This window comes from bacterium, from assembly GCA_028821235.1.
In the GTDB taxonomy this organism is placed as follows: Bacteria; Actinomycetota; Acidimicrobiia; order Spongiisociales; family Spongiisociaceae; genus Spongiisocius.
Map to the genome: position 1 here is coordinate 164412 of JAPPGV010000081.1, position 14497 is coordinate 178908.

Sequence of the window (14497 nt, forward strand, 5' to 3'; positions counted from 1 at the left end):
CCACAAGGCGGGAGGTTGCGCGCATGAGAAGACTAGGGATCGTGCTGGCGGCGCTGATGCTCGTCGCGGCCGGGTGTGCCGATGACACGCCCGAGGACGAGGGGCCCCAGACCATCCGGCTGGTTACCCACGACTCGTTCTACGTCAGCGAGGGCACGCTGGAGCAGTTCGAGGCGGAGACCGGCCATACGGTCGAGCACCTGGAGGCCGGCGATGCCGGCACGATGGTGAACCAGGCGGTGCTCACGAAGGACAACCCGGTGGCGGACGTGATGTTCGGGATCGACAACACCTTCCTGGGCCGCGCGCTTGCCGAGGACCTGTTCGTGGAGTACGAGTCGCCGGGACTCGCCGACGTCCCCGACTCCTTGAAGCTGGACTCCCGGGTGACGCCGATCGACTTCGGCGATGTGTGCCTCAACTACGACATAGCCGGGCTGGCGGGGATGGGCCTCGAACCTCCCTCGACGCTGAGGGATCTGACCAGGCCGGAGTACGCCGGGCTGCTGGTGGTGGAACATCCGGGCACGTCGTCCCCGGGCCTGGCCTTCCTGCTGGCGACCGTCGCCACCTTCGGCGAGGACGGCGACTATCCGTGGCAGAGCTTCTGGTCGGACCTGGTGGCCAACGATGTGCTGGTCACGGCAGGTTGGGAGGACGCCTACTACGGATCCTTCTCCGGCGGGTCGGGGGAAGGGGACCGTCCTATCGTGGTGTCGTATGCATCCTCCCCGCCGGCCGAGGTCATTTACGCAGACCCGCCGGTCACCGAGGCGCCCACCGGTGTGGTATTGGCCGGCTGTTTCCGCCAGATCGAGTTCGCCGGCATCCTGGCGGGGACACCGGTCCCCAACGCGGCCCGGCAACTGGTCGACTTCATGCTCGGGCTCACCTTCCAGGAGGACATCCCACTCAACATGTTCGTGTTCCCAGCCAACGAGAAGGCCGAGCTGCCCGACGAGTTCGTCCGGTACACCGAGATACCCGACGACCCGGCCGCCGTCGCTCCCGAGGAGATCGACGCCAACCGTTCCAGGTGGATCGAGGAATGGATCGAGGTCGTAGCCTCCTGAAGTCCGGCGCCGGACGGTGGCTGGTCGCCGTCCCGCTCGTCTTCTTCGGGCTGTTCTTCGCGTACCCGCTGGTGCGGGTGGTGCTGCGCAGCCTTACCCTGGACGGGCAACTCGACCTGTCGCCCTTCGTGGAGATCGCCACCAAGGGCTCGCTGCGGCGGGCCGCCTGGTTCACGGTCTGGCAGGCCACGGTCTCCACTATGGCCACCCTGCTGTTCGCCCTACCGGGCGCCTACGTCCTCTCCAGGTACTCGTTCTTCGGCAGGAGGTTGCTGAGGGCGGCGGTGACGGTCCCGTTCGTATTGCCTACGGTGGTCGTGGGTGCCGCCTACCTGGCTCTTCTCGGACCCGGTGGGCCGCTAGGGGTGGACCTGCGCCAGACGGCCTGGGCGATCCTCATCGCCCACGTGTTCTTCAACTACGCCGTGGTGGTCCGCATCGTGGGCAGCTTCTGGGAGCTCGTCGATCCGAGGCTCGAGGAGGCGGCCCGGGCGTTGGGCGCCAACCGGGCTCGGGCGTTCCTGACCGTCACGCTACCCCTCCTGCTCCCCTCGATAGCGGCGGCCGCCTCCATCGTCTTCCTGTTCACCTTCACGTCGTTCGGGGTGGTGCTGATCCTGGGGGGTTTCAGCTACGCCACCATCGAGGTGGCGGTCTGGCGGGAGGCCACCATCAACCTGGACCTGGCCGCCTCGGCTGCCCTGGCGCTGGTCCAGATGGCAGGTGTGGCTACGGCACTGTGGGCGTACACCCGGCTCCAGCAGCGGCACGCCCGGCGCCTCCCCCTGCGTTCGAGCCGAACCGTGGCCCGCCACCCCGCCACCCCGGGTCAGTTTCTGGTCGTGGGAGGGACCATCGCCTCGATGGTCCTCTACCTGGGCGCCCCGATCGGCACGCTGATGTGGCGATCGCTGCGCACGTCGGCCGGGCCGGGTCTGGACCACTACGCGAGCCTGGTCCGAGGCGCTACCCCCTTCGTCGATCCTGCCGAGGCGATCGTGAACTCGTTGTGGTTCGCAGCGGCCGCTGTGGTGCCCGCAGTGGCGGCCGGGCTCGTCGCGGCCGTGGTCATCGCGCGGCGCCCCGGCCGGTTGGGCGCGCGGCTCGACACCTTCCTGATGCTCCCGCTCGGCACGTCGGCCGTCACGATCGGCTTCGGGTTCCTGGTCGCCTTCGACTGGCCGGTGGATCTCCGTACCTCGATCTGGCTGATACCCCTGGCCCATTCGGTCGTCGCGGCGCCGTTCGTGATCCGCACCGTGACCCCGGTACTCCGGTCGGTGCAGCCCCGCCTCCGCGAGGCGGCGGCCATCCTCGGAGCCTCGCCCCGGCGGGTCTTCCGGGAGGTGGAGTTGCCGATCATCAGCCGGGCAGCACTGGTCGGGGCCGGTTTCGCCGCGGCCGTCTCACTCGGCGAGTTCGGCGCAACCGCCTTCCTCATCCGGCCCGGCCGGCCGACCATCCCGACCGCGATCTTCCGCCTGCTCGGCCAGCCGGGAGCGGCCAACCTCGGGCAGGCGCTGGCCCTGAGCACCGTCCTGATGCTCCTCACGACAGTGATAATCATGGCCATCGACCGCTACCGGGTCGCTGGGCTCGGGGAGTTCTGATGCTCGAGATCACCGGTATCACGCTGGACTACGGGAAGCACCGCGCCCTGGACGGCATCGACCTGTCGGTGGGGTCCGGGGAGGTGATGGCCGTACTGGGGCCGTCAGGCTCGGGGAAGTCGAGCCTCCTGCGGGTGATCGCCGGCCTCGAGAAGCCCGCAGCAGGGCGTATCGAGTTGGCGTCGCGCGACATCACCCGCGTCGACGTTCACCGCCGGGGGGTGGGCCTGATGTTCCAGGACTACGCGCTGTTCCCCCACCTGAACGTGACCGAGAACGTGACCTTCGGACTCCGGATGCAGGGAAGGGACCGGCGGGCCATCCGCGAACGGGTGGAGGAGGTGCTCTCGTGGGTCGACCTCGCCGACTACGGCGACCGCGGAGTCGACTCCCTCTCGGGTGGCGAGCAGCAGCGGGTCGCCCTGGCCCGGTCGCTGGCGCCCGAACCGGCCCTCCTGATGCTCGACGAACCGGTGGGCGCCCTTGACCGGGCCCTGCGCGCCCGCCTAGTCCCGGAACTGTCCGAACTCCTGCGCCGGATAGGCATCACGGCCCTCTACGTCACCCACGACCAGGACGAGGCGTTCGCAATCGCCGACCGGGTGGCGATCCTGCACCGGGGCCGGATAAGGCAGGTCGACACCCCTGAGCGACTCTGGAGCCGCCCGGCCACCGAGTTCGTGGCCCGCTTCCTCGGGTTCGAGAACTTCGCCGATGTAGCGGTCGAGTCCGGTTCCGCCACCTCCCAGTGGGGCGCCATCCCCACGCACCTTCCGGACGGCCGCCACCGGGTGGTCATCCGGCCTGATGGCGCTGCCTTGAGCCCGACCGGGAGCCTGGCCGGGACGGTGGACTCGACCACCTTCGTGGCCGGGCAGTCCCGTGTGGAGGTGGACTGCTCCGGTCATCCTCTTGTCGTCCAGACCGCGGGCACCGGGCCTCCCAGGGGGACCCGCCTGCTCGTGGAGATAGACCCGGAGAGGGTTGTCGCCCTGTCCGAGCCGGCCCATCCCGCCGACGCTCCCCGGGCGCGGCTCGAACCGGTGGCCTCGGGTCCCGTGCGTGACCGGGGGTTGCCGCCGTCCCCCAACGGGGCCTCCTCGTTCCACGTGTGGTGGGAGGTTCCCGACACTCCCCTGGCCTCGGTGTCGGTGATCCTGGAGGTCCTGAAGCCGCCGGAGGTCAGCCGCCTGGCCTTCTTCGCGCTCCAGGCATCCTTCTGGACGCCCGGCCGCCACCAGGGAGGCGCCCACACCGGGATCCAGTGGAATCCCCGCCATCCCGGGAGCCTGGCCGTCAACTGGGGTGGATACGACCGCGATGGCGCCATCCTGCCGGGAACCGAGTCGTCCCTGCCGTCCACGCCCCTCGACCCGAACACCAGGGACTTAGCCTGGGCGCCCGGTGCGCGCTACCGCCTCACCATCGGACCTTGCGCCCCCGGCGTCCAGGGCCCGAGCCGGTGGCCGGCCCGGATCGAGGGCCTCGACACCGGCGAGGACGTGGTGGTGCGCCACCTCCTGTGCGAGGGCGACCATCTCCGATCGCCGATCGTGTGGTCCGAGCTCTTCACCCGGTGCGACGACCCGCCGATCGAAGTACGGTGGAGCCGGCCGTCCGCGTTCGGCCTCGATGGCGAGCCCGTCCCGGTGGACCGCGGTCGCGTGACCTACCAGGCCTACGATGCCGGCGGGTGTACGAACACCACGGTCGAATCGGACGAGGTCGGCATAGTGCAGCGATCCGGCTGCGAGAGACGGACCGCCCACGACACCCTGGTCGGCTGGAGGACATGACAGATACCCCCAAGACGGTGATGACGATCGGCGGCAGCGACTCCGGTGCCGGCGCCGGGATCCAGGCCGACCTCAAGACGCTGTCGGCGCACCGCGTGTTCGCCACCACGGTGATCACCACCGTCACCGCGCAGAACACCCGGGGCGTCACCAGGGCCGAGCAAGTGCCCGTCAAGATGATCTCCTCGCAGTTGGAAGCGGTCGCTTCCGACCTTCCGCCGGACGCCACCAAGACGGGTCTGTTGGGCCGGGCCGAGGTGGTCCGGCTGGTGGCGGAACAAGCGGCCCGGCTGCCCAACCTGGTGATCGATCCGGTCCTGGTGGATCGGGACGGGAGGTCGCTGGCGGATCGATCCACCGTCGCCGCCTACCGCGAAGCCCTGATCCCGGCGGCCCGCCTGGCCACCCCCAACCACCGGGAGGCGGCCCTGCTGGCCAGCCGACCCGTCGAGAACGAACGCGACCAGCGGGCCGCGGCGGAGTACCTGGCCCGCACCACCCGGACGCCCTTCCTGGTGACCGGCGGCCGGATGGCTGACGACAAGCCTCTCCTGGACGTGTTCTCGGACGGGATCCGGACCCATGCCCTCCCGGGACGCCGGGTGCGGTCGCGGAACGTCCACGGAACCGGGGATGCCCTCTCGGCCTCCATAGCGGCCCGCCTGGCCACCGGCGCCGACCTGATCGTGGCCATCGCCGACGCCCGAGCCTGGGTGTCGCGCGCCATCACCGGCGCCGCCGGATGGGACCTGGGCCGCGGCGAGGGCCCCATCGACCACTTCGGCTGGACGTAGCCGGGAACAGCCCGACCGTCATACATATATTCTGAACGCATGACAGTGCTCAGTTTCCGTGTGGATGACGAGGAGGCCGCCGAGGTCCGGCGGTGGGCGGATCGTCTCGGCACCACCAGCTCGGGGGTGATCCAGGAGTCGCTCCGTAGGCACCTGGCATGGCTCGCCTCCGTAGAGGACGCCGACCTTTGGAAGGAGCAACCGCTCACGCCCGACGAGTCGGAGATCGGTCGGATCGCCGATTGGGGAGTGGCGGACGACTGGTCCGATTGGGTCGATGCGGCGCGGTGAGATCTGGTTCGCGGCTACCCCGGGAGGCGACCGCCCGGACTTGGCGCTGACACGGGATCCGGTAGCGGACCGCACCGGCTCGGTTGTCGTCGTCGCGCTCGCGCGAACCCGTCGGAAGACGCCGTCCGGTGGTCTAGTGGTCTGTCTGTGGAATGGCGGTGTGGTTTGGCGAGGCAGCGGTGTTCCTCGCAAGGCCCGCTGACGAAGGCGTACCCGCAGGGTACGTTGAGGAAGCGGAACGCAGCGACGGGGCGCCGATGGCCGCCAGGGCACCCGGTTGTTCGCAGGCAGATCACTAGCCTTGGCCCATGCGGGCTTGGGTTTTGAACGACACGCGGGGGCCTTCCTCCTACACCCTGGGGGAGGTGGACACGCCCAGCCCCGGGCCGGGCGAGGTGAGGGTGAGGCTGGTGGCGTCCGCGCTCAACCGCCTCGACCTGTGGATGTCGATGGGCCTACCCGCGCCCAAGCACTTCCCTCACGTGGCGGGCGGGGATGGCGCCGGGGTGGTCGACGCGGTGGGTGACGGGGTGGACGGATTGGCGCCGGGCGCCGAGGTGATCGTCAACCCGAGCCTCGGCTACGCCCCCACCACCGGCCACATACCCTTCAGCGGGAAGCTGGGGGTGCTGGGCGAGCACTCCTGGGGAACGCTGGCCGAATACGTCGTAGTTCCGGCCACCAACGTCGTGCCCAAGCCGGCCCACCTCCCCTGGGACCGGGCGGCGGCCTACGGGCTGGCCTACTCCACCGCCTACCGGATGCTGCGCCGGGCCCGCCTCTGCGGCGGGGATCTGATGCTGGTAGTGGGGGTCGGCGGGGGGGTCAGCTCGGCCGGGCTGATGATCGGCCGGCTGATGGGCGCCGAGGTCTACGTCACCTCTCGTAGCCCGGCCAAGATCGAACGGGCCGTACAGCTCGGCGCGGCGGGTGGGTTCGCCTCCGGAGGGGATTTCTCCAAGGAACTCCGGCAGGCCGCGGGACGGCAGGCCGAGGTGGTGTTCGAGAACGTCGGGCCCGCCACCTGGAGCCAGTCGATGCGGTCGTTGGCGCCGGGCGGCCGGCTGGTGACCTGCGGATCCACCAGCGGCCCCAAGGTGGAGGTCAGCGTCCCGCCGCTCTTCTTCCGCCACCTGGAGATCATCGGCTCCACCATGTTCGACCACGAGGACTTCGCCCGGGTGACCGAGTGGGTGGCCGGCGGCGATCTGCCGGTTCTAGTGGACAGCGTCTACCCGTTCGAGCACCTGCCGGAGGCATTGGGCCGGATGAAGGCCGGGGATCATCAGGGCAAGCTGGTCATCGAAAGGAGCGGAACGTGACTGACAAGCCTGCGATCGGCTGGGTCGGAACCGGAGTGATGGGCGTCTCCATGTGCGGGCACGTCCTCGACGCCGGATATCCGGTGACGGTGACCACCCGCACCAAGGCCAGGGCCGCGAACCTCATCGCCCGCGGCGCCACCTGGGCCGCCACCCCCGCCGAGGTGGCCGCGGCGTCGGACATGTCCTTCGCCATCGTCGGCTTCCCGGAGGATGTCCGCCAGGTGTTCCTCGGCCCGGACGGCCTGCTGGAAGGCGCCTCGGCCGGCGACGTGCTGGTGGACATGACCACCTCCGAGCCCGCCCTCGCCATCGAGATCGCCGCCACGTGCGCCGAACGGGGTGTGGAGGCCATCGACGCCCCGGTGAGCGGGGGTGACATAGGCGCCCGCAACGGCACATTGTCAATAATGATCGGCGGCGACCCGGACCCTGTGGAGCAGGTGCGGCCGGTGTTCGAGACCATGGGCAAGACCATCATCCGCCAGGGCGGGCCGGGCGCCGGCCAGCACACCAAGGCGGTGAACCAGATCCTGATCGCCACCGGCATGATCGGGTTGTCCGAGGCGTTGCTCTACGGCCAGCAGGCCGGACTCGACCTCGACACGGTGATGGGGTCGGTCAGCGGCGGCGCGGCCGGATCGTGGTCGCTGTCGAACTACGGTCCCCGGATGCTCGGGGGCGACTTCGAGCCGGGCTTCTTCGTGGATCACTTCGTCAAGGACATGGGGATCGCCCTGAGGGAGGCCGCCTCCATGAAGCTCCCGGCGCCCGGTCTGGCCCTGGCCCACGAGCTCTACGTATCGCTCCAGGCCCAGGGGCTGGGGCGCAAGGGCACCCAGTCGCTCATCCTGGCCCTGGCCCGCCTGGCGGGGGTGGAATGGGACCCATCCGAGACGGAGACCTGAGCGGAGTCGAGACGATGGCACCGACCCCGGCGGATCTCCCCGGACAGTCCGACGTTCCCAATGTCCTGGCCTCCCGCTACGCCGGCCGCGAGATCCGTCGCCTCTGGTCACCGGTGGGCCGGGTGGTCATGGAGCGGGAGCTCTGGGTAGCGGTCCTCGAGGCCCAGATCGAACTGGGAGTGCCGGTGCCCGAAGGAGTGGTCGACGACTACCGGGCGGTCATCCATCAGGTCGACCTGGCCTCGATCCGGTCGAGGGAGGAAGCCACCCGTCATGACCTGGCGGCCCGCATCGGGGAGTTCTGCGGGCTGGCGGGCCACGAGCACATCCACAAGGGACTCACCTCCCGGGATGTCACCGAGAACGTCGAGCAGATGGTGGTCCGGCGGTCGCTCGAGACGCTGCGGGACAAGACCGTGGCGGTGCTGGCAGCCCTGGCGGGCCGGGCGGTCGAGTACCGGACAACGGTCGTGGTGGGCCGCAGCCACAACGTGCCGGCCCAGCCCACCACCGTGGGGAAACGTCTTGCCTCCGCCGCCGAGGAGACCCTGGCCGCATACCGGCGGGTCGAGACCCTGATCGCCGGCTATCCCCTGAGAGGGATCAAAGGCCCGGTGGGGACCCAGCAGGACCTCCTGGGCCTGTTCGGTGGTGACGAGGAGGCGGTGGACCGGTTCGAGGAGAAGGTGGCGGATGGACTGGGGTTCTCCCGGCGCCTGACCTCCGTGGGGCAGATCTATCCCAGATCGCTCGACCTGGAGACGGTGTCCGCGCTGGCCCAGCTGGCGGCGGGCCCCTCCAGCCTGGCCACCACCCTCCGGCTGATGGCCGGCGCCGACCTGGTCTCCGAGGGTTTCCGGTCCGGCCAGGTGGGATCATCGGCCATGCCCCACAAGACCAACATGCGGACCTGCGAGCGGATCAACGGGCTGGCCGTGGTTCTGGGCGGGTACCTCGCCATGGCCTCGGGCCTGTCAGGGCACCAGTGGAACGAGGGTGATGTCAGCGACTCCGTGGTCCGCCGGGTGATGCTCCCCGACTCCTTCTTCGCCGCCGACGGGTTGATGGAGGCCACACTGCACGTGGTCCGGGACATGGCGGTGTTTCCCGGCCGCCTGGAGGAGGAAATGGCGGCCGAGCTGCCCTTCCTCTCCACGACCCGGGTCCTGCTGGCGGCGGTGGCGGCGGGGATGGGCCGCGAGCAGGCCCACCGGGTCATCCAATCCCATGCCCTACGGTCGGCGACCGCCCGGAGGGACGGGGGCGACCACGACCTCTGGGCATCACTCGGTAGCGATCCGGACTTCCCCCTCGACAGGGAGCAGATCCGGGAGGCGGCCACCGCCACCGGCCTGGCGGGACGGGCAGGCTCCCAGGTCGACGGCGTTGCGAGGGCGGTCGCGGAGGTGGTCGACGCCCATCCGGACGCCGCTACGTACCAGCCGGAGACCCTGCTGTGAGTAGTCACCTACGATCCGTTTCGACCAGCCGTTGCCGGCTGTGGAACAGGTGGTCAATCCGAGTGTTCCACCAAGTATCGGATGTCGCGCGAGCCCGCCGCCGGAACTACTGGCGAGAGGGACTGTACGGGTAGTTCTGTTCGAGATGATCCTGAAAGGTCCGGAAGGCCATCAAGGTCTCGAGTGGGCTGTAGTCGGCAATGTAGCCGGCTACGTTGACTCTGCGTTCGACAATGGAGCGTTTGAAATTCCGACCCCGGCGACCCGATGGTGATCCCGCTGCCGCAAACAGAAGCTCATCCAGGCGCTTCTTCGGATCAGACATCCTCTCGACATCACCTAGCCTGGGAGTCGGCACCGAGCTACCGGGGCGGCCAGCGGCCTGTGCGATGGCCATGCCATCGCACAGGCCGCGCTTCCGACATGCGAACTGGAATCAACGGCACGATGTCGGTTCGAGTTGTCATCTCGAACTCGCCAAGCCGCTCCTTGAGCGTACGACGCTCAGCGTCACGATGAACGAATATCAGCATCACGCCTGGGTCATAGTCGTGCAGGAAGTCCTGGACGCTTCCTGACCTGACGCTGAACAAGGGCTCAAGAATCTCAACTTCAGGATCAAGACGATGGATCGCCCACTGAATGATCGGAACCAGCATCCGGTCAGTACCTCCGTCAGCAACCACTGAATAAGTGAGCTGACGACTCATCTGGCCGTGCCGAACGAGAATCTCTGCTGGCCCATCTCCGGAAGGATTGGGGATCCACCAATGAAGTCAATAACGGCTTGCCTTCCAACCGGTAGATCGCCGTTACCTTTCCCGTTCGTTATACCTACCCGCCATGTATCCACGACCGGACGGAAGACACTGATAGGACCAGCCATGCTAGTGATCGCTCGCTCGACGAACACAATGTCCTCGAAGGAGAGTCGCCTAGCTACTTCCGGAGAATGCGAGTTGACAATTACCTGACGCAGAGGGTTGTCGGAGCCTACCGCGTGTTCTGGTTCTACCGCGTAATCCCGGAGAAGTTGGACTAGATTAGGTATGCGTGAGGGGTGAATCCCGTTCTCTGGCTCCTCTATACATAAGACCGCCCTGTCCCTAATGTCTACCAACATCAATGCCAGCGCGATATAGCGAAGAGTGCCATCCGAGAGGGAACGGGAATAGAGCCAGTTCTTCACTCCGGCGATCCGAGCCCGGAGAGCTAGCTGATCCCCTGCCTCATCGACGTAGACGCCTAGTTCTTCTATATCGGCATTCAATTGCCTGAGACGGTAGAGGATTTCTGACTGTGCATCACAATCACGCGCTATTAGCGACCCAAGAGTGGCGGGTATATGACTACCTGAGGCGGATATGTGGGGAGGCTGTGCCCATCGCGGGTCAGGAGTTCGCATAGCGCTCGGCTCGAGATGCAAGATTCGCCAAGATGACATCTCGCGTTTAGCAGCCAGAACGGTCGGGTAGTCGTATGTATTCGTTCCTCCTACCACCGTGCGTGGCGATCTTCCGACCGGTGCCGGACGTCCGCGGCTGCCACCGTCGCCGTGGAGCATGATTCGATCGCCACTGGTAGAAATCAATGGCCCACCTCGTCTGGCGCCCAAGGCGACTGAACTCTTGAAGTCAGGGGATGATGGAAAGCCCACGAACTTCTTATAGTCGCCGAGTTTCTTGTGGGTCAGACTTTCGTACTCCACGAGGAGCCGGTCAGACTCCTCGGAGTATCGCAATTCCAGTGTATATGTGAGAAGGGTCGTGCTCGGCGTGGCCGATTGGTCGAAGTCATCCTTGACCTCGGGAGGTACGATCATGTCAGCTGAGAGAGAGATCACACGATCGGGATCCCGCCCGAAGATGAGATCCCGAGGAGAGAAACCGCCGCCGCTCGTACGCCGAACCTTGACCGCAGCCTCAGAGATATCACGTTCGGCTAGCTCACTGAGAAAGTAGATAGCATCAAACAGGTTGCTCTTCCCAACACCATTGTGCCCAATGAAGCATGTAAAGGGGCCAAACCGAATCCTGGCTTCCCTGATGCTCTTGAAGTTCTTCACCGATAATGCGATTAGCATCGTTGTCCGGTTCCTGCGTCCGCGCCGACTCGTACAATCCGCCTCACCGGATTAGTCCCAGTGAGATGTTTGATGTCACGATAGTAGAGGCCTCACCAAGCGGAAGGCTGACCAAGACGGTCATAGCCTGGCCGATCTCCGCCGCGGCGAGAGCTCATCGGCCGCGACGTACCGAACTCGGCTTACCGTTAACGAGTCGCTGACCAGTCACTGGCGGAAGTTCTCGTGGACCCGGGAGGCCGTAGGGCCGCGCTGGCCCTGGTACTTGGATCCCGCCCACAGCGAACCGTAGGGGTGCTCCGCCGGGCTGGAGAGCTCGTAGAAGCTGATCTGGCCGATCAGCATGCCGGGATAGATGGCGATCGGCAGGTTGGCCACGTTGGCCAGCTCGAGGGTCAGGTAACCGTTGAAGCCGGGATCCACGAACCCGGCGGTGGAGTGGATCAGCAGGCCGATCCGGCCCAGGCTGGATTTGCCCTCGAGCCGGGCCACGAGGTCGTCGGGCAGGTGGATCCGCTCGAGGGTGGCCCCGAGCACGAACTTGCCGGGGTGGAGGATGAAGCGGCCGTCAGGGCTGACCGCCCTCTCCTGGGTGAGGTCGGGCTGGGCCGTCTTGGGATCGATATACGGGTAGAGGTGGTTCTCGAACACCCGGAAGAAGCGATCCACCCGCAGGTCGACCGACGAGGGCTGGACGTTGTCGGGTTCGTAGGGATCGATCCCGATGCGTTCCGCCTCGATGGCGGCCTTGATGTCCCGATCTGAAAGGATCACCGCTCTACTCCAGGTCTGCTGCAGGTTGCCGACCGGTGGGCGAATCACATCGCCAGGGGAAGGGAGCGGGTGAGGGGAATCGAACCCCCGTTCTCAGCTTGGGAAGCTGATGTTCTACCACTGAACTACACCCGCCGGACCGCCGCGATGGTAGCGAGGGGCCAGGGTGGGTGTCATATGCGTCGGGCCGATCTGCCACGCCTTCGGATCAGGTCAAAATGCCGGCCAGGCCCCAGATGCTGATCACCAGACCTACCCCCAGCAGGAAGCGAACCCGCCCCGGCCGGTAGGCGCCCTTGGCACCTTCGGGAGCCTCACCACGGGCGTGTTTCCACATGGCGAAGCCGTTCCCGGCCACCATCGCCAGCCCCAGCGCCGTCATCATCTGCCCCAGCAGGGCGTCCAACCCGAGAATGTCCGCCATGACCTGCCTACCGTAGCCCTGCTGCGGTGCTGAGGAACCCACGACCTCGTAAACTGGAACCCGAATGGCTTCCCAAGGCTCCCGTCTCGCTGTAGTCGCCGCGCTGGCCGCCAACTCGGCCATCGCGGTAGCCAAGTTCATAGCGGCCGCCATCACCGGGTCGGCGGCGATGCTGGCCGAGGCGATCCACTCGGTGGCCGACTCCGGTAACCAGGGGATGCTTCTATGGGGCATGACGGTCGCCAAACGCGCCGGCGGGCAGCGCCATCCGTTCGGGCGGGGCAAGGAGGTCTACTTCTGGAGCTTCATGGTGGCGGTCATGCTGTTCGTGGGCGGCGCCGTGTTCTCCATCCAGCACGGCGTCAACGCCCTCCGGCATCCGCATGCGGTGGAGAGCTTCGGTGTCTCCGTGGCCGTGCTCGGTGGGGCGATCCTCTTCGAGGCCATCCCCTGGACGGTGGCGGCGCGGGAGTTCAACCGGGTCCGCGGCTCGCGGGCCCTGTGGCGCACCCTGCGCGACACCAAGGACGCGGCCCTGCTGGTCGTACTGTTCGAGGACAGCGCCGCGGTCGGCGGCCTGAGCGTCGCGCTGGCAGGCATAGTCGCCTCCCAGATCACCGGCGACCCCATCTGGGACGCCCTCGCGTCGATCCTGATCGGGTTGCTGCTGGCCGTGGTGGCGTTCTTCCTGGCCTTCGAGATCAAGGGACTGCTGATCGGGGAAGCCGCCGGACGCCGGGACCGGGCCACCATCCGGGCGCGGGTGCTGGCCCACGCCAACGTCACCGGCGTGGACCGCCTGCTCACCATGCACATGGGTCCCGAGGACATCCTGGTCAACCTCGACGTCGAGTTGGTGAAAGGCCTCTCCGGTAAAGAGGTCCACCAGACCATCGAGGACGTCGAGGAGGCCATCCGGATCGCACTGCCGGCGGCCGGGAACATCTTCGTCGAGATCGACATCGGATCATGAGCACCGCCTCCGCCCCGGCCTCCTCCGCCAACCTCGGGCCCGGCTTCGACACCATGGCCCTGGCACTCGACCTGAGATGCCGGGTAACCGCCGAAGTCGCGGGCTCGTGGTCGACCCGGCACATCGGACCCGAGCCCTACCTGGGCGATGAGGACAACGATGCCGTCCTGGCGGCGGCTCGTGCGGTGAGCGACCGGCCGCTCCGGATGGAGATCGCCAACCACGTTCCCCTGTGCAGCGGCCTGGGATCGAGCGCGGCCGCCTTCACCGCCGGCACCCTGGCCGCCCTGCGCGCCAACGGCAAGGACCCGACCCACGACGAGCTGTTCCAGTACGTCAAGTACCTGGAGGGCCACCCCGACAACGCCGCCGCCGCCGTCTACGGGGGGTTGGTGTCGGTGGCCGAAGGATGGGTGGTGCACCACTCGCTGTCGCCCGACCTGGTGCCGGTGCTGGTGGTCCCCGACTTCGAGGTCCGCACCAGCGACTCCCGCAAGGTGGTGCCGGATTGCGTCCCCCTGGACGTGGCGGTTCGCACCCTGGGACGGCTCACCGCGCTCATCGAGGGGCTGCGCACCGGTTCTGAGGAGATACTCGACAACGCCCGCGGGGACGAGATCCACGAGACGTCCCGCCTCGCCACCTACCCCGAAACGGCCCGGCTGATGGAGGTCGCTCTCGATGCGGGGGCCGTGTACGCCTGCCTGTCGGGCGCCGGCCCCTCAATCCTCAGCCTGGCCCGGCGAGACCACGTGTCCACGGTGGAGGAAGCTCTCGCTGCTGTCCTGCGCGGCGAGGGCAAGGCGATGGTGCTGCGGCCGGACATCAAGGGCGCCGGCTAGGTTCGAGCCTCGGCCGGCCAGGGAATCGTCCAACCGCCTCCCGAGTCCCGTGCGGGGAAAGTCGCGAAAATCGCGTCGGCAAATCGGTGCTCCGCGCCGGGCCCTCCTTTACCTTGTTGGGTGGCTCTGGTGTGTGAGTATCGGGGC

14 protein-coding genes, 1 tRNA gene and 1 pseudogene are annotated in these 14497 nt (G+C 67.5%); 11 read left to right on the forward strand and 5 right to left on the reverse strand.

Annotated features, from left to right (window positions below; translation table 11 throughout):
- Window positions 1-23: 23 nt before the first annotated feature.
- The 9 genes and pseudogenes from OXK16_09570 to purB all read left to right on the forward strand — a co-directional run bounded on the left by OXK16_09570 (window position 24) and on the right by purB (window position 9254).
- Window positions 24-1073 (forward strand): thiamine ABC transporter substrate-binding protein, encoded by a 1050-nt coding sequence (locus tag OXK16_09570; GenBank protein MDE0376197.1) that lies wholly within the window; start codon window positions 24-26, stop codon window positions 1071-1073.
- Window positions 1049-2683, forward strand: coding sequence for an iron ABC transporter permease (locus tag OXK16_09575; protein ID MDE0376198.1), 1635 nt, complete (start codon window positions 1049-1051; stop codon window positions 2681-2683). The genes OXK16_09570 and OXK16_09575 overlap by 25 nt, the downstream gene beginning before the upstream one ends.
- Window positions 2683-4479 (forward strand): ABC transporter ATP-binding protein, encoded by a 1797-nt coding sequence (locus OXK16_09580; protein MDE0376199.1) that lies wholly within the window; start codon window positions 2683-2685, stop codon window positions 4477-4479. The genes OXK16_09575 and OXK16_09580 overlap by 1 nt, the downstream gene beginning before the upstream one ends.
- The gene (thiD, locus tag OXK16_09585) at window positions 4476-5273 is read left to right on the forward strand and encodes a bifunctional hydroxymethylpyrimidine kinase/phosphomethylpyrimidine kinase (protein MDE0376200.1); all 798 of its coding nucleotides are present in this window, start codon (window positions 4476-4478) and stop codon (window positions 5271-5273) included. Before OXK16_09580 ends, thiD begins: the two co-directional genes overlap by 4 nt.
- 39 nt (window positions 5274-5312) lie before the next feature.
- Window positions 5313-5564, forward strand: coding sequence for an antitoxin (locus OXK16_09590; GenBank protein MDE0376201.1), 252 nt, complete (start codon window positions 5313-5315; stop codon window positions 5562-5564).
- A pseudogene (locus tag OXK16_09595) lies at window positions 5551-5679 on the forward strand (type II toxin-antitoxin system PemK/MazF family toxin). The gene OXK16_09590 and the pseudogene OXK16_09595 overlap by 14 nt, the downstream one beginning before the upstream one ends.
- A gap of 193 nt (window positions 5680-5872) precedes the next feature.
- Window positions 5873-6886: a zinc-binding dehydrogenase gene (locus OXK16_09600; GenBank protein MDE0376202.1), complete on the forward strand. Its 1014-nt coding sequence runs from the start codon at window positions 5873-5875 to the stop codon at window positions 6884-6886.
- A complete protein-coding gene (locus tag OXK16_09605; protein ID MDE0376203.1) occupies window positions 6883-7794 on the forward strand; it encodes an NAD(P)-dependent oxidoreductase in 912 nt (303 codons plus the stop codon). The genes OXK16_09600 and OXK16_09605 overlap by 4 nt, the downstream gene beginning before the upstream one ends.
- A gap of 14 nt (window positions 7795-7808) precedes the next feature.
- The gene (gene purB, locus OXK16_09610; protein ID MDE0376204.1) at window positions 7809-9254 is read left to right on the forward strand and encodes an adenylosuccinate lyase; all 1446 of its coding nucleotides are present in this window, start codon (window positions 7809-7811) and stop codon (window positions 9252-9254) included.
- A gap of 362 nt (window positions 9255-9616) precedes the next feature.
- On the opposite strand, the gene OXK16_09615 is transcribed toward purB, so the two are convergent.
- The 5 genes from OXK16_09615 to OXK16_09635 form a co-directional block, all read right to left on the reverse strand.
- Window positions 9617-9913, reverse strand: coding sequence for a hypothetical protein (locus tag OXK16_09615; GenBank protein MDE0376205.1), 297 nt, complete (start codon window positions 9911-9913; stop codon window positions 9617-9619).
- A 47-nt stretch (window positions 9914-9960) separates the two neighbouring features.
- Window positions 9961-11337: an AAA family ATPase gene (locus OXK16_09620; protein ID MDE0376206.1), complete on the reverse strand. Its 1377-nt coding sequence runs from the start codon at window positions 11335-11337 to the stop codon at window positions 9961-9963.
- A gap of 207 nt (window positions 11338-11544) precedes the next feature.
- Window positions 11545-12111: a dCTP deaminase gene (gene dcd, locus OXK16_09625; protein MDE0376207.1), complete on the reverse strand. Its 567-nt coding sequence runs from the start codon at window positions 12109-12111 to the stop codon at window positions 11545-11547.
- Between the two features lie 64 nt (window positions 12112-12175).
- Window positions 12176-12246 (reverse strand) — tRNA-Gly (locus tag OXK16_09630).
- A gap of 73 nt (window positions 12247-12319) precedes the next feature.
- Window positions 12320-12577, reverse strand: a complete 258-nt coding sequence (locus OXK16_09635) for a hypothetical protein (GenBank protein ID MDE0376208.1) — start codon at window positions 12575-12577, stop codon at window positions 12320-12322.
- A gap of 22 nt (window positions 12578-12599) precedes the next feature.
- Here OXK16_09635 and OXK16_09640 point away from each other — a divergent pair, with 22 nt between their 5' ends.
- Window positions 12600-13508 (forward strand): cation diffusion facilitator family transporter, encoded by a 909-nt coding sequence (locus OXK16_09640; protein ID MDE0376209.1) that lies wholly within the window; start codon window positions 12600-12602, stop codon window positions 13506-13508.
- Window positions 13505-14350: a homoserine kinase gene (thrB, locus tag OXK16_09645; GenBank protein MDE0376210.1), complete on the forward strand. Its 846-nt coding sequence runs from the start codon at window positions 13505-13507 to the stop codon at window positions 14348-14350. Before OXK16_09640 ends, thrB begins: the two co-directional genes overlap by 4 nt.
- Window positions 14351-14497: the final 147 nt, after the last annotated feature.

Excerpts from the sequence above, each read along its gene's own strand:
- OXK16_09570 (MDE0376197.1), top strand. The coding sequence starts at position 24 with ATGAGAAGACTAGGGATCGTGCTGGCGGCGCTGATGCTCGTCGCGGCC.
- OXK16_09575 (MDE0376198.1), top strand. The coding sequence starts at position 1,049 with ATGGATCGAGGTCGTAGCCTCCTGAAGTCCGGCGCCGGACGGTGGCTG.
- OXK16_09580 (MDE0376199.1), top strand. The coding sequence starts at position 2,683 with ATGCTCGAGATCACCGGTATCACGCTGGACTACGGGAAGCACCGCGCC.
- thiD (MDE0376200.1), top strand. The coding sequence starts at position 4,476 with ATGACAGATACCCCCAAGACGGTGATGACGATCGGCGGCAGCGACTCC.
- OXK16_09590 (MDE0376201.1), top strand. The coding sequence starts at position 5,313 with ATGACAGTGCTCAGTTTCCGTGTGGATGACGAGGAGGCCGCCGAGGTC.
- OXK16_09600 (MDE0376202.1), top strand. The coding sequence starts at position 5,873 with ATGCGGGCTTGGGTTTTGAACGACACGCGGGGGCCTTCCTCCTACACC.
- purB (MDE0376204.1), top strand. The coding sequence starts at position 7,809 with ATGGCACCGACCCCGGCGGATCTCCCCGGACAGTCCGACGTTCCCAAT.
- OXK16_09615 (MDE0376205.1), bottom strand. The coding sequence starts at position 9,913 with ATGCTGGTTCCGATCATTCAGTGGGCGATCCATCGTCTTGATCCTGAA.
- OXK16_09620 (MDE0376206.1), bottom strand. The coding sequence starts at position 11,337 with ATGCTAATCGCATTATCGGTGAAGAACTTCAAGAGCATCAGGGAAGCC.
- OXK16_09640 (MDE0376209.1), top strand. The coding sequence starts at position 12,600 with ATGGCTTCCCAAGGCTCCCGTCTCGCTGTAGTCGCCGCGCTGGCCGCC.
- thrB (MDE0376210.1), top strand. The coding sequence starts at position 13,505 with ATGAGCACCGCCTCCGCCCCGGCCTCCTCCGCCAACCTCGGGCCCGGC.